This is a genomic window from Aeromonas sp. R7-2 (genome assembly GCF_040908105.1).
Lineage (GTDB): Bacteria > Pseudomonadota > Gammaproteobacteria > Enterobacterales > Aeromonadaceae > Aeromonas > Aeromonas caviae.
Map to the genome: position 1 here is coordinate 174,301 of NZ_JBFODC010000020.1, position 13,807 is coordinate 188,107.

Genomic DNA, 13,807 nt, shown 5'->3' on the forward strand with positions numbered 1-13,807 from the left:
GTGCGGTTTTTATACTCCAGTGACACCTCTATCAACAGAGACAATAACTAATGGTCTGCCCTACTTTTTGTCATGTTGGCGCCCTGACGGGCGCCGCGCCCTCTCTCCCCTCTTTTCCCCTGTTCATCTTGTGATCCTGGCCATGGGCAAGGTCAGCGCAGGGCGGTCAGCAGCCATGCCGAAAACCCTTCCAGCTCGGAGTTGGCCGAAAACGTCGCCCGCCACTGACGCAGCAACGCGGCGATGGCGTCGGGACGATAGGCCACCCCGGGCAGGCGTGCGGCCAGGTCATCCAGGGGCGCAGGGGCCAGGGTGTCGCTGAAGATCTGTGCCCTTCCTATCACCCCCTTCTCCACGTCGAAATGAAGCTCGACCCCACCCCAGGGGAAACGCTCCTCCAGCAGGTGGCTGAAGGCGGGAGCATGGCCGAAGTTCCACTCCCAGCTGCGTTGGCGGGCAAAGGTCTCGGCAAAGCCGGGCAGGTCGGGCATCCGCTCGGGGGAGATGTGCTCGGGCGGCACCACCTCACCGTAATGGGCAAAGAAGGCGTCGCACAGGGCCTGCACCACCTGCTCATGACCCAGGCCAGGCAACAGCTCGCCAAGGTTCGCCACCCGGCTTCTCACCGAGCTGATACCCTTGGCCGCCAGCTTCTTGGGGTCGGGATTGAGGTAGTGGGCGAGGCGGCCGAGATCGGCGTCCAGCAGCAGGGTACCGTGGTGAAAGCCGCGATCATGGGTCTCCCGGTAGGCCGAACCCGACACCTTGCGATCCCCGTCCGGGGTCGCCACCAGCAGGTCGTTGCGCCCAGAGGCAAAAGCGCTCACGCCGAGTCTGGCGAGGGCATCAATGACGATGGTGGTGGAGACGCTCTTGTCATAGCCGGGCTTGCCCGCCATGAAGGTGAAACAGCTGTTGCCAAGGTCGTGGAACACGGCGCCGCCCCCGCTGCTGCGCCGGGCCAGGGTCACCCCGTCCTCTTCCATGCGGCGGGTGTTGCACTCCTTCCAGGGGTTCTGGGCCCGGCCTATCACCACCGTATTGTCGTTGCGCCACAGGAACAGCACCCGCTGGGCCGGGTCCATCTGGCGAAAAATGCACTCCTCCACCGCGAGGTTGAACAGGGGATCGTGGGAATCGGAGAGCAGCAGGCGCAAGGAAGACATGACAGGACCTTCTCGGAAAACAGGAAACGGATGACTACCATACCACCCTGAACGAAGGAAGGCGTCCCCCGACCGCCACAGGTCGACACCCGATCGGGGCAAGAGCATCAACTTCTGATACGACAGGAGAAGACAAGAGGGAGTCGCCGAAAACATGCAGCTTATCATTAACAGGCGAGAAGAGAGGCGGCAGCCACCCCTCCTGGAATGACACCTTATGCCCTTGTCACCGGGCCGGTGACGGGTTGACAAGGTTTCAAAATGAGCCGTGACGCCCATTGACGTGATGAATGACACAAAAATGACTTTTACTGCCTCCCGCGCCCCATCTTATTGGGGCTTGCTCCCCTTGCGAATAACAGGAAATTGTTTGACTCTAGCCAGAAGAGCACCTCCCGAGAGAACAGCGGTATGACGGAGTCCGATGCATCTCGCCAGCCTGTACGCTGGCTTCTGCCCTTCTGGGTGATGATTGCCACCCTGACCACGGCTCACCTCAGGGCGGATGAGCGCGTCATCCTGCAACTTCCCTGGCAGCACCAGTTCCAGTTTGCCGGTTACTACGCCGCCATCGCCAAGGGGTTCTACCGGGAGGCCGGCCTGCAGGTCACCCTGCGGGAGGCGGGGCTGGGCACCGACGTCATCAATGAAGTCACCACGGGTCGCGCCCAGTTCGGCATCCGCGGCAGCGATCTGCTGCTGGCCCGGGCAGCAGGCCGCCCTGTGGTGGTGCTCGCCGCCATGTTGCAGCACTCCCCCCTGATGCTCATCACCCTGGAGCGGCCGGATATCCAGACCCCGGGCGATCTGGCCAACAAGCGGCTGATGCTCGAACCCGGCTCCAACGAGCTGCTCACCTACCTGCATCGCTACACCCGCAGCCGGCAGTGGGAGACCCTGCCCTACGAGCGGGGGGTCCAGGCACTGCTGAGGGGCGAGGCGGACGTCATCAGCGCCTACAGCACAACCGAGCCCTTCACCCTGCAGCAATTGGGCATTCCCTTCCGGGTGTTCAGCCCCCGCGACATCGGTTACGACTTCTACGGAGACAACCTCTTCACCTCGGAGAGTGAGGTCATCAACCAGCAGGAGCGGGTCCAGCGCTTCTTGCAGGCCAGCCTCAAGGGGTGGCGCTATGCCATGGATCATCCCGAGGAGATGATCAACCTGATCCTGGAGCACTACCCCAGCGGGGCCGGGCGCGAGGCGCTCGCCTTCGAGGCCCGTGAAACCCGGACCCTGATGCAGCCCGACATCATCGAGCCCGGTTACATGCAGCAGGATCGCTGGCAGCAGATCGCCCGCACCTACCAGGAGGCCGGGATGATCAAGGCGGTGCCCAACCTCACCCCCTTCCTCTACAACAGTACCCAGGCGAGCCTTCGCCAGCAGCGCCAACTGCTCGACAGGAGCGTGGCCATCGCCATGCTGATCTCCTTCTCCCTGCTGGCCCTGCTCGGCGTCTTCCTGCACCTCTATCTGCGTCTGCGGGAAGAGGCCAGTGACCGACAGCGGCTCACCCGGGAACTGGCCCAGCGCGAGCAGCACTACCGCTTCGTGGCGGAGAACAGCGGCGACGTGATCTGGACCATGGATACCAATAGCCTGCGTTTTCGTTACATCAGCCCCGCCATCGCATCCCTGAGCGGCTATGAACCCGCCGAACTCTTTGCCCTCTCCCTGCGCCAGCTGCTCCCCGATGAGTCCTGGAAACAGCTTCGCGACGGCATCACCGTCTCCCTCGAGGCCTGGCAACGGGGGGATCATGGACAGACCCGGTGCGTCATCCACTCCCAGCTGCGCCACAAGCAGGGTCATCTGGTGACCATCGAGACGGTCACCACCTTGCACGGCAGCACCAGCACAAGACCGGACGCCATTTTGGGGGTGACCCGGGATGTCACCGAACGTTCGGCCCGGGAGGAGATGATGCGCCGCCTCGCCTTCTATGACCCCCTCACCGGCCTGGCCAACCGCCGCCTGCTGCAACAGCGGCTCAAGGAGACCCTGGAGCAGGCTCCACAGCAGCCCCTGGCCCTGGTCTTCATCGATCTCGACCACTTCAAGCCCATCAATGACACCTTCGGCCACGAAACCGGCGACCTGCTGCTCAAGCTGGTGGCCGAGCGCATGGGGGAGTGCGTCAGGGAAGAAGACCTGGTGGCACGCCTTGGGGGGGACGAGTTTGTCATCATGCTGCCCGATACGGATGTCTCAGGCCTCGCGGTCGCCGACAAGCTGCACCACTGCCTGCATCACCCCTTCCAGCTTGAACAGCAGGCGCTGCGCATCTCCGGCAGCATAGGGGTCGCCCTCTATCCGGATCACGGCACCGACCCCAAGACCCTGATGCACCACGCCGATCAGGCCATGTATCAGGCCAAGCACCATGGCCGGGGCAGGGTCTGCCTGTTTTCCACCGGGCAGGATCCTCTCCCCGGCACCCTGCAATGGCAGCCCGCCCACGCATGCGGCCACCCCCGCATCGATGCGGACCACCGCCAGCTCTACCTGCTGGCCAACCGCTTGCTCGAGCACATGCAGGATCCCGGCATCCATCCCGATGCCTTGCTGGCAGACATGGCGCAGATATTCGAGATGGCGCGCCAGCACTTCCTCCTCGAAGAGCAGGTCCTCGCGCAATATGGCTATGAGGAGCTGGCGGCCCATCGCCAGGAGCACCAGCATCTGCTGAAAAAAGCCGGTCAGCTGATGGCGGCCGCACAGGCGGGCACCCTTGGCAACGATGCCCTGCTCAACTTCATCATCCAGGAGCTGGTCGTGGGTCACATGAGCCAGGCGGATCGCCGTTATTTCCCCCTGATGAAAACCTGCGATGCCCGCGAGGCGGTGTGATGCCAGAAAACAGGGGGCACGTGCCCCCTGTGTTTACCTCTGACTTCGGCGAACAAGCAGGCTGTAGTAGAGCAGCGGGATCACCACCAGGGTCAGCAGGGTGGAAACCAGGATCCCGAAGATAAGGCTGATGGCGAGGCCATTGAAGATGGGGTCATCCAGGATGAAAAGCGCCCCTATCATGGCCGCCAGCGCCGTCAGCATGATGGGTTTGGCTCGCACCTGCGCCGCCTCGATCACCGCCTGCTCGAACGCCATGCCACTCGCCCGCTGCTGCTCGATGAAATCCACCAGCAGGATGCTGTTGCGCACGATGATCCCGGCCAGTGCAATCATCCCTATCATCGAGGTGGCGGTGAACTGGGCCCCCAGCAGGGCGTGACCCGGCATCACCCCGATGAGGGTGAGCGGAATGGGGGCCATGATGATGAGCGGCACCAGATAGGAGCGGAACTGGGCCACCACCAGCAGGTAAATGAGGATCATCCCCACCCCATAGGCCAGCCCCATGTCGCGGAAGGTCTCGTAGGTTATCTTCCACTCCCCGTCCCACAAGAGCGCCACCTCCCCCAGCTTGTCGGGCTGATGCACGTAATACTGTGGCATCGAGATGTCGGCACCGGCGGCAAACATGCCGTAAAGCGGGCTGTCGGCATGGCCGCCCATGTCAGCCACCACCATCACCATGGGTTGCATGTTCTTGTGCATGAGGTAGCTGGGGGCGACCTCGTCACGACGGCTCACCAGCTCGGAGACCCGCACCAGCTGGCCGCTCTGGCTGCGCACCTTGAGGGCCAGGATGCCGGTCAGATCCCGCTTGTCACCGGGGGCGAGCTCGATACGGATCGGTACCGGATACTTGGCGCCTTGCCCCTGCAGCCAGCTGGCATCCTGATAACCCACGCCCCCGTTGAGGGTCGCCACCAGATCCCCGAGATCGACCCCGATCAGGGCCGCCTGGGCGCGATCCACCACCAGCCGCCACTTGGGCTGGGGGTCGGTCAGATAGATGTCCACGTCCACCAGATCCGCCGTGGCCACAAAGCGGGCCTCTACGGCGCGGGCAGCGGCTTCGCGAGCGGCCTGCGTCGGGCCATACACTTCCGCGACGATAGGTGACCAGACAGGCGGTCCCGGGGGCACCTCCACCACCTTGAGATTGCCCCCTGCCGCGCTGGCGATGGCCTGCAAGGGCGCACGCACCGACCGGGCAATCTCATGACTGCTGCGATCCCGTTCATGCTTGTCCACCAGATTGACCTGGAGGTCCCCCACGTTGGCGCCGCTGCGAATGAAGTAGTGGCGTACCAACCCGTTGAAGTTGATGGGGGCGGCGGTGCCGGCGTAGATCTGGTAATCCTTCACCTCGGGCACCCTGGCAAGCTCCCGACCCACCGCCAGCAGGGTGCGCTCGGTCTGCTCCAGGGTCGCCCCCTCCGGCATGTCGAGCACCAGCTGGAATTCCGACTTGTTGTCAAAGGGGAGCATCTTGAGCACCACCCACTGCACCACGGGCATGACGGCCGCCCCCGCCACCAACAGCAGAATGACCAGCCAGAGCTTATGTCTCGCTCTTTTGGCACCCGCCCCCATCAGGAAAGGGGTCATCAGACGGTGAAAGAGCCCGACTTTGGCCTCCCCGTGGGCGACATGCCCCTCGCGCTTGAGCAGGTGATTGGCCAGCCAGGGGGAGAAGATGAAGGCCACCAGCAGGGAGATAAGCATCCCCATGCTGGCATTGATGGGGATGGGGCTCATGTAGGGGCCCATCAGGCCACTGACGAAGGCCATGGGCAGCAGGGCCGCGATGACGGTCAGGGTCGCCAGTATGGTCGGCCCCCCCACCTCGTCCACCGCGCCCGGAATGAGATCCTTGAGGGACCCCTTGCCCAGGCCGCGATGGCGGTGGATGTTCTCCACCACGACGATGGCGTCATCCACCAGGATGCCGATGGAGAAGATAAGCGCAAAGAGGGACACCCGGTTGAGGGTAAAGCCCCATGCCCAGGAGGCGAACAGGGTCAGTGCCAGGGTGATGACGATGGCGACCCCCACCACCAGCGCCTCGCGCCACCCCATGCTCACCAGCACCAGCAATACCACCGCCGTGGTGGCAAAGATGAGCTTGCCGATGAGGGTGTTGGATTTGGTCTCGGCGGTGACGCCGTAGTCACGGGTCACCGTCACCTCGACGCCAGCCGGGATGAGCCGGTTCCTGAGGCTCTCGACCCGTGCCTCCACCCGCTTAGCCACCTCCACCGCGTTCTGCCCCGGCTGCTTGCCGATGGCCAGGGTCACCGCCGGGTAGCTGGCTTGCCCCTGCCCCATCCAGCTGCGCTGGACCGGGGTCTCTTCCCCAAGCGCCACCCGGGCCACCTCACCGAGATAGACGGGCTTGCCGTCGCGCAACCCCACCACCAGCTCCCGGGCCTCCTGCTCGCTTTGCAGGAACTGCCCCACCTGCACCTTGATTTCCCGGTTATCCTGCACCACGGCCTGCTCGCTGCCCACCCGGTTGGCGGCCGAGAGACGCTGGCTAAGTTCGCCCCAGCTGATGCCATGGGCGCTGAGGGCCGCCGGGTCCGGGATCACCCGCAGAACGGCGCGCTGTCCCCCCAGGCTGTAGATGTCCCGGGTACCGGGAATGCGCTTGAGTTCGGTCTCTAGCTCATGGGCGACCCGGGTCAGATCGGGGGCCCCCAGCTGCTTGCTCCCCTCTTTGCTCCATAAGGTCAAACTGACGATGGGGACATCATCGATCCCCCGGGGTTTTACCAGCGGCTGACCGACTCCGATCCCCTGTGGCAACCAGTCGCGGTTGGAGTCGAGCTGGTTGTTGAGATCCACGATGGCCTGCTCCCGGCTCACGCCTACCTTGAACACCACCACCAGCAGGGCGCCATCGGGTTGGGAGAAGGAGTAGAGGGTATCTATCCCCTTTATCTGGGAGACCACCTGCTCGGCAGGGGTGGTGACGAGGGACTCCACCTCTGCCGGGCTGGCCCCCGGGAAGGGAATGTAGACATCGGCGAAGGTGACATCGATCTGGGGCTCCTCCTCCTTGGGGGTCACCAGCACGGCAAAGAGGCCGAGCAAGAGCCCCACCAGCGCCAGCAGCGGGGTAATGGCCGAGCCCTGAAACAGGGCCGCCAGCCGACCCGCCGGCCCCAGGTGGCCATGGTTGCCGTTCAGCTCGCTACTCATGGGACACCTCCTGTTGACGGGTCCAGGCATCGGGGGCCAGGGTGTCACCGCCCTTGAGACCCGCCAGGACCTCGCACAGCCCAGCCTCGCAGTGGCCGACCCGCACCGGGGTCAGGGCCCAGCCCTCCCCCTCTTTGAGGTAGACGCCGTTGAACTCCCCCTGCCGCAGCAGGGCGGGCTCCGGCACTTGCAACACCTGACGCTCACCCTGTTTGAGCTGCACCTTGAGCCACATGCCGGGCAGCACCCCTGCCGTGTTCGGCGGCAGATCGAGGCGCAGCCGGAAACTGTGGCTCTGGCTGTCGGCGTAGTTGAAGCGGGTCAGCTTGACGGGAGTCACGGCCTTGCCACCGGGCAGCAGCACCTGCACATCCGACGGCTGGCCGGCGAGAGCCAGTGCGGACTGGGGCAGCTCCAGCTCCACCCTCAGCTCGCCCAGGGAGAAACCGGATAGCAGCGGCGTACCGGGGGCCACCGTCTCCCCCAGCTCCACCAGCCGCCTGGTCACCACCCCGGCGTAGGGGGCGAGGATACGGGTATAGCCGTAGGCTTCCCGGGCCTGGATGAGGGCGGCCTCGGCGGCATTGACCTCGGCGCGGGCGGCCCGATCCGTTGCCTGGGCGTTGTCGAGCTGGGCCCGGGTGATCACCCCCTTGGCGATGAGGGCCTGATAACGGGTGAGCTGGCGCTCGGCCTCCACCTGCTGGGCCTGGGCCCTGGCCACCCGCGCCTCGGCGCCGGTCACGGCGGCAGACTGCTCCTTGCCGCTTATCTCGAGCAGGGGCTGCCCGGCCTGTACCTCGTCGTTCACATCCACCAGCATGCGGGAGACCCGGCCACTGGTCTGGGCCGCGACCGTCCCCTGATGAATGGCGCTCACGGTACCGCTCAGGGTGAGCCAGTCGGTGACGCGCTGCGGGGTCAGCGTCAGCGACCCCTTGGCCTCCTCGGCCGCCACCAGGGTGGATGTCATGACCAGCAGGGTGGTCACCAGCAACCGGATTGTGTTCATCATGATTCTCCTTCCCTGGCTCATGGGCACCTTGAAAACTCAGGCAATACGGTGCTGGCGAGCCTTCTCCAGCACCCTGTTCCAGACCTTGTCCACCAGCAGGATCCCGGCCGCCATGGCCCCGATGAACAACAATATCATGGGTTGTCCGCTGGAAATGAGACTCAAGGCAGGCCCTGGACAGATGCCGACCAGGCCCCAACCGATCCCGAACAGTGCGGCCCCGCCCATCAGGCGGCGATCCAGCACGGGAGCGGGAACCCGGGCCATGGGCTCCCCCAGCAGGCTCAGACGACGGGGTTTCACCAGCAGGAAGTAGCCCGGCATGAAGACAGCCAGGGCCCCTCCCATCACGAAGGCCAGGCTGGGATCCCAGGCACCGGCCAGATCGAGAAACCCGGTGACCCGCGCCGGATCCATCATCCCGGAGAGGGCCATTCCCAGCCCGAACAACAGACCCGCAAACACACTTGTCAGCAATTTCATGGCAATCAACCCGTCAGAATATGTGGTGAGTAAAGAACACGGTCGCCACGCCCATCCCCATAAAGGTGAGCGTCGCCACCACGGAGCGCGTCGACAGCCTCCCCATGCCGCAGATGCCGTGACCGCTGGTGCAGCCATTGCCAAGACGGGTGCCGATGCCCACCAGCAGGCCGGCCAGCAGCACCACGGGCCAGCCGGGCAAGGCATCAAAGGCGGGCATGGTGGCCCAACCCAGGGTCAGCGCCAGCCAGGCCCCCAGTCCCAATCCCAGCAGAAACAGCACCCGCCAGGGGGTCTTGTACTGCATTGCACCGGCCAGAATGCCGCTGATCCCGGCCACCCGGCCGTTGAACAACATCAGGATCAGGGCCGAGAGCCCCGCCAGCATGCCGCCCCCCAACGAGAGCAGCCATTGGCTTTCCATCATCGAATTTCCTCATCTGAGTGACAAAAATGGGTTTGCAGCGCCGCCAGCACATCGGCCGCCGCCTCGCTCACCAGGGAGTAGTAGATCTGCTGGGAGACTTTGCGCGAGCGGATAAGGCCCTGGCGCTTCAATACCGACAGTTGCTGGGAGAAGGCCGACTGCCCGAGCTGGCTGTGGGCCAGCAGCTCCCCGACCCCCTTCTCCCCTTCCACCAGCTGGCAGAGCACCATCAGGCGTTCGGGATGAGCCAGCGCCTTGAGCAGGCCGGCGGCGGCAGTCGCATGTCGGTTCATCTCGTCGAAGTGGCTCATAAGATTAAATTAGCAATTGCTGATATTTGTTCTATTGTATAAAACAACGCTAAATTAGCAATCACTAAACAAAAGGGAGACGAGAAATGACCGTCGATAACGGAGTCAGAGTGGTCGCGGGTGGCATGTTGCTGCTGTCGCTGCTGCTCACGGCCTGGGTCCACCCGGGCTTTGTCTGGTTGAGCGTCTTTGTCGGGGTCAACCTGATCCAGAGCGCGTTCACCGGGGTCTGTCCCGCCGCCGCCGTGCTCAGGCGAATGGGGCTCAAATAGGCAGGCGGACATATTGGCTCACAGGAGCCGTGTAATAGAGCGGAGGCTCATTATGGCAACCATCATCATCATCGGGGCAGGGTTGGGGGGCATGTCGGCCGCCTACGAGCTCAAGGCCGAACTCGGCAAGCAGCACGACGTCATCCTGGTGAACGACAAACCCGACTTTGAATTCAACCCTTCCAACCCGTGGATTGCGGTCCGGTGGCGAGAGCGCAAGGATATCTCCCTCCCGATAGAGCCTCATGTGAAGAAAAAGGGGATCCGCTTCATCCACGCCGCCCTGACCGGGTTGCAACCCCTCGAACAGCAGATCCGCCTCTCCGATGGCCAGCACCTGCACTACGACTTTCTGGTGCTCTGCACCGGCCCCGCACTCGCCTTTGAAGAGGTGCAGGGAGCAGGCCCGACGGCGGGCGGCACCGCCAGCGTCTGTACCCTCTCCCACGCAGAGGAGTGCCTGCACAGTGTCAACGGGCTGCTCGACGAACCGGGTCCGGTGATCGTCGGTGCCATGCCCGGCGCCTCCTGCTTCGGCCCGGCCTACGAATACGCCTTCATCCTCGATCGCCACCTGCGCGACAAGAAGGTGAGAAAGGACGTGCCCATGACCTTCGTCACCAGCGAACCCTACATCGGTCACCTCGGCCTCAACGGCGTGGGGGATTCCAAGGGCATGCTGGAGAGCGAGCTGCGCATGCGCGACATGCAATGGATCTGCAATGCCCGCACCGTGGCGGCCAGGGATGGGGTGATGACGGTGGAGGAGCTGGATGAAGATGGCAACGTCAAGCGCACTCACAGCCTCCCCTACAAGCATGCCATGATGCTGCCCGCCTTCGCCGGCATCAGCCCCCTGCGGGGCCTCGAGGGGCTGGTCAATCCCCGCGGGTTCGTCATCGTCGACGAACACCAGCGCAACCCTGTCTTCCCGCAGATTTACGCCGCCGGGGTCTGCATCGCCATCCCGCCCCAGCACAAGACGCCGGTCCCGACCGGGGTGCCCAAGACCGGCTACATGATCGAGGCCATGGTGCGCACCCTGAGCCACAACATCAAGGCGGAGCTGGACGGCCAGCCCCCGGTCACCCGGGCGGTGTGGAATGCCATCTGTCTGGCGGACATGGGGGACACAGGGGCCGCCTTCGTGGCCATGCCGCAGATCCCGCCGCGCAACGTCGCCTGGTTCAAGAAAGGGAAGTGGGTCCACCTGGCCAAGATAGCGTTCGAGAAGTATTTCCTGCACAAGATGCAGGTGGGCGACACCGAACCCATCTATGAAAAACTGATGCTCAAATACCTGGGCATCGACAAGACCCGGTAACCCCCCAAGGGCCCGCCGGTGAAGGGAAGAGGGCTCCCTTTACCGGCGATTTCATCTCTTTTTTATTATGTTTCAATATGTTGCTATCAATGGCTCGGGGTTTACCCAGGCCGCCGTATCGGCTACCATGTCGCCTCTTTATCACTAGCGGAGACCATCGGTGGGCAACTCATCAAGTGACAGACGCACGCCGGCCCTTGTCGTCGGCACCCTGGTCGCGAGCTAGCCGCAGGTTATTCTCTGCCGCGACTCGCCACCCTGCGAGAAGTGGATCCCTCTTTTCCCCGCTTTTCACACTTGACGTCAGGTGACGCGGACTCATCCCCCGACACCTTGCCTGCATAGTTTCTGCTTCCCAAAAGGAGGCTGCTATGCGCTTGATTTCAAACAACCCTGTCGCTGACAAATCCCCTTCCCTGCTGAGCAGACTGGGGCGGGGCCTGCGACCACTCTGGCAACGTGGCAGACGGCGTCAGCACCTCTATCGGCTGCACATCCGCTGCGAAGACAGAGCCGACATGGAGCAGGTGCTGGCGGCGGTGAGCCACACCCTGCAACCGGCCGGACTCAGTCCCCTGCAGTCCATGAAGCCCGGGCGCGGTGAAGGCCGCGTGCTGGTGCTGAGCCTCTACTGCACGCCGCCCCAGCGCCGCTATCTGGTGCAGTTCATCCACCAGGTCGGGGCTGTCCACCCGGTACGCTGGGAACTGCGCCCCCGCGCCGGGGACGACGCCACCAGGCATTGACCCTCGAATGAGGCGAGGTCCTTCCCGGGCAACCGTGAAGGGCCTGTACCCTGTTCTGCGCCATCCCGCCCCGTCAGGAGGCGGGTCGCGCCCTTGCATTCACCACAATGTCGACCTTGCCACCCGTCTCTCACACAACCCGGGGGAGCAGGCTGGTCGGCATCCCCAGAAGGAGACCCTTCATGAGAATGTGGCAACAACTCGATTTTCTCGCCCTGCTCGACACCCTGGCCAGCCTGCTGCTCGCCTTCGTGCTGGGCAGCCTGGTCGGCCTGGAGCGCCAGTACCGCCAGCGCACCGCCGGCCTTCGCACCAACGTGCTGGTCGCCGTGGGGGCGGCCCTGTTCGTCAACCTGGCCCAGCGCATCTATGACCTGCATGGTGGCAGTTACGGGGTCGTCCACGTGGTGGCCTACATCGTCTCCGGCATCGGTTTTCTCGGCGCCGGCGTCATCATGCGGGAATCCGGCAACATCCGGGGCATCAACACAGCTGCCACCCTGTGGGGCGTGGCCGCGGTCGGGGCCGCCTGCGGCGCCGGGTTCGCCCTGGAGGCCATCCTCGGCGCCCTCTTCGTGCTGGCCGCCAACACCCTGCTGCGCCCCCTGGTCAACCAGATAAACCGTGACCCGGTGGACAACATGGACACCGAAGTGACCTATCACGTGACCGCTCTCATCGGTCGCGCTCACCAGAAGGAGGTACTGCCCTGGCTCGAGCAGATGCTGGAGCAGGCCCACTACCCCCTGAGCGAGCTCGACATCACCCCCTTCGGCGATCAGGATCTCGAGATCTCGGCGGCGCTGCTCGCCACTGCCATCGATGGCACCAAGCTCGATGCCCTGATGAACACGCTCGGGGAGCACCCTCACATCAAGCAGATCTTCTGGCGAGCCAGCATTACCGATTGACGCCCTCATACCAGTCGCAGCACAAAAAGCCCCGCCGGAACCGGCGGGGCTTTTTCACAGGAAAGGGAAGCCGTATGCCTAGCGGCGGCTGCGCCAGCGCACCCTGGGGTTGATGACCTGGGCGGTCTGGGCTGGGGGATTGCCCGCGATGAGTTGCTGCATCATCTCGAAGGCGGCCCGGGCCAGGGCCGGGCAATCCTGGGCCACGGAATCGATGCGCATGGGGATGCAGTCGAGCAGATCGTGATCGTCGAAGGTACACAGGCGCATGCCGGTCTCCATCAGTCCCGCCTCGTTGAGGTAGCGCAGCACCCCCTCCAGCAGGGTGAAAGAGGCGGTAAAAAGCCCCTTCGGCGGTGCCCCGAGTTCGTCCACCAGCTCAGACATCAGCTGATAACCCGAGCTCGGCTGGTAGTCACGGTGGCGGACCCGGTCTGAAGTGGCCTCCAGCCCGGCCCGGTGCAATCCGAGCTCGTAACCCGCCAGCCGGTGGCGGCTGGGGGAGAGATCCAGCAGACCGCCGAAGTAGTAGATCTCCTCCCCGCAATCCTCGGCCATATCCTGCACCAGCTCGGCGGTAGCCTTGCAGGCGTCCGAGATCACCATGGGCAGGCGCGACTCACCGATGTGGCGGTCGAGCTGCACCACCGGCAAGCGGTCGTGGATGCGGGCATAGATATCGTCACTGTGGCCGCTGGAGGCGACGATGAGGCCATCCACCTGACGGCTGATGAGGTTGTCCACCACCCGCTGCTCCAGAGTGGGATCATCCTCGGAGCAGGCGATAAGCAGCTGGATCCCCGCCTCCCGACAGCGGGCCTCCAGGGCACGGGCGATGCTGGCGAAGCCGAAGTTGGTGAGGTCGGGGATCACCAGCCCCCAGGTGTAGCTGCGCACCTCCCGCAGGGAGCGGGCGTGGATGCTCGGCTGATAGTGGCACTCGTCCGCCACCGCCTGGATCCGCTTGCGGGTATCGTCGGCGATGCGGTATTCCGCACTCTTACCGTTGAGCACCAGACTGGCGGTGGCCTTGGAGACCCCCGCGAGCGTGGCTATCTGGGCAATCGTGATCCGTTTCTTCTTCTCCACCTG

Annotated in this window: 12 protein-coding genes; 5 read left to right on the top strand and 7 right to left on the bottom strand. The window is 64.2% G+C overall.

The window, feature by feature from the left end:
* Positions 1-152: 152 nt before the first annotated feature.
* A complete protein-coding gene (locus tag AB5Y47_RS06200) occupies positions 153-1,166 on the bottom strand; it encodes a lipoate--protein ligase (RefSeq protein WP_323925585.1) in 1,014 nt (337 codons plus the stop codon).
* A 468-nt stretch (positions 1,167-1,634) separates the two neighbouring features.
* Between AB5Y47_RS06200 and AB5Y47_RS06205 the strand changes: the two genes are divergently transcribed.
* Complete coding sequence (locus AB5Y47_RS06205; RefSeq protein ID WP_368220060.1) at positions 1,635-4,022, top strand: diguanylate cyclase; 2,388 nt, start codon at positions 1,635-1,637, stop codon at positions 4,020-4,022.
* A 33-nt stretch (positions 4,023-4,055) separates the two neighbouring features.
* Here the strand turns inward: AB5Y47_RS06205 and AB5Y47_RS06210 are convergent, their stop codons facing one another.
* Genes AB5Y47_RS06210 through AB5Y47_RS06230 form a run of 5 tightly spaced genes read right to left on the bottom strand, consistent with a single transcriptional unit; the run spans position 4,056 to position 9,462 of the window.
* Positions 4,056-7,226, bottom strand: coding sequence for an efflux RND transporter permease subunit (locus AB5Y47_RS06210; protein ID WP_368220019.1), 3,171 nt, complete (start codon positions 7,224-7,226; stop codon positions 4,056-4,058).
* Positions 7,219-8,238, bottom strand: coding sequence for an efflux RND transporter periplasmic adaptor subunit (locus AB5Y47_RS06215; protein ID WP_043154738.1), 1,020 nt, complete (start codon positions 8,236-8,238; stop codon positions 7,219-7,221). Before AB5Y47_RS06215 ends, AB5Y47_RS06210 begins: the two co-directional genes overlap by 8 nt.
* Positions 8,239-8,277: 39 nt before the next feature.
* On the bottom strand, positions 8,278-8,724 hold the full coding sequence (locus AB5Y47_RS06220) for a YeeE/YedE family protein (RefSeq protein ID WP_043154736.1): 447 nt from the start codon (positions 8,722-8,724) through the stop codon (positions 8,278-8,280).
* Between the two features lie 13 nt (positions 8,725-8,737).
* Positions 8,738-9,151, bottom strand: coding sequence for a YeeE/YedE family protein (locus tag AB5Y47_RS06225; protein ID WP_043154735.1), 414 nt, complete (start codon positions 9,149-9,151; stop codon positions 8,738-8,740).
* Positions 9,148-9,462, bottom strand: coding sequence for a helix-turn-helix transcriptional regulator (locus AB5Y47_RS06230; protein ID WP_039039225.1), 315 nt, complete (start codon positions 9,460-9,462; stop codon positions 9,148-9,150). Before AB5Y47_RS06230 ends, AB5Y47_RS06225 begins: the two co-directional genes overlap by 4 nt.
* Positions 9,463-9,548: 86 nt before the next feature.
* Here AB5Y47_RS06230 and AB5Y47_RS06235 point away from each other — a divergent pair, with 86 nt between their 5' ends.
* From AB5Y47_RS06235 to AB5Y47_RS06250, 4 genes are all read left to right on the top strand, one after another.
* The gene (locus AB5Y47_RS06235) at positions 9,549-9,734 is read left to right on the top strand and encodes a DUF2892 domain-containing protein (RefSeq protein WP_041213243.1); all 186 of its coding nucleotides are present in this window, start codon (positions 9,549-9,551) and stop codon (positions 9,732-9,734) included.
* 52 nt (positions 9,735-9,786) lie between these two features.
* A complete protein-coding gene (locus AB5Y47_RS06240) occupies positions 9,787-11,058 on the top strand; it encodes an NAD(P)/FAD-dependent oxidoreductase (protein ID WP_039039227.1) in 1,272 nt (423 codons plus the stop codon).
* A gap of 371 nt (positions 11,059-11,429) precedes the next feature.
* On the top strand, positions 11,430-11,804 hold the full coding sequence (locus AB5Y47_RS06245; protein ID WP_043154730.1) for a hypothetical protein: 375 nt from the start codon (positions 11,430-11,432) through the stop codon (positions 11,802-11,804).
* Between the two features lie 182 nt (positions 11,805-11,986).
* Positions 11,987-12,715, top strand: a complete 729-nt coding sequence (locus AB5Y47_RS06250; protein ID WP_041213246.1) for an MgtC/SapB family protein — start codon at positions 11,987-11,989, stop codon at positions 12,713-12,715.
* Between the two features lie 78 nt (positions 12,716-12,793).
* Here AB5Y47_RS06250 and AB5Y47_RS06255 read toward each other — a convergent pair whose 3' ends face one another.
* On the bottom strand, positions 12,794-13,804 hold the full coding sequence (locus tag AB5Y47_RS06255; RefSeq protein WP_104451701.1) for a substrate-binding domain-containing protein: 1,011 nt from the start codon (positions 13,802-13,804) through the stop codon (positions 12,794-12,796).
* Positions 13,805-13,807 lie beyond the last annotated feature (3 nt).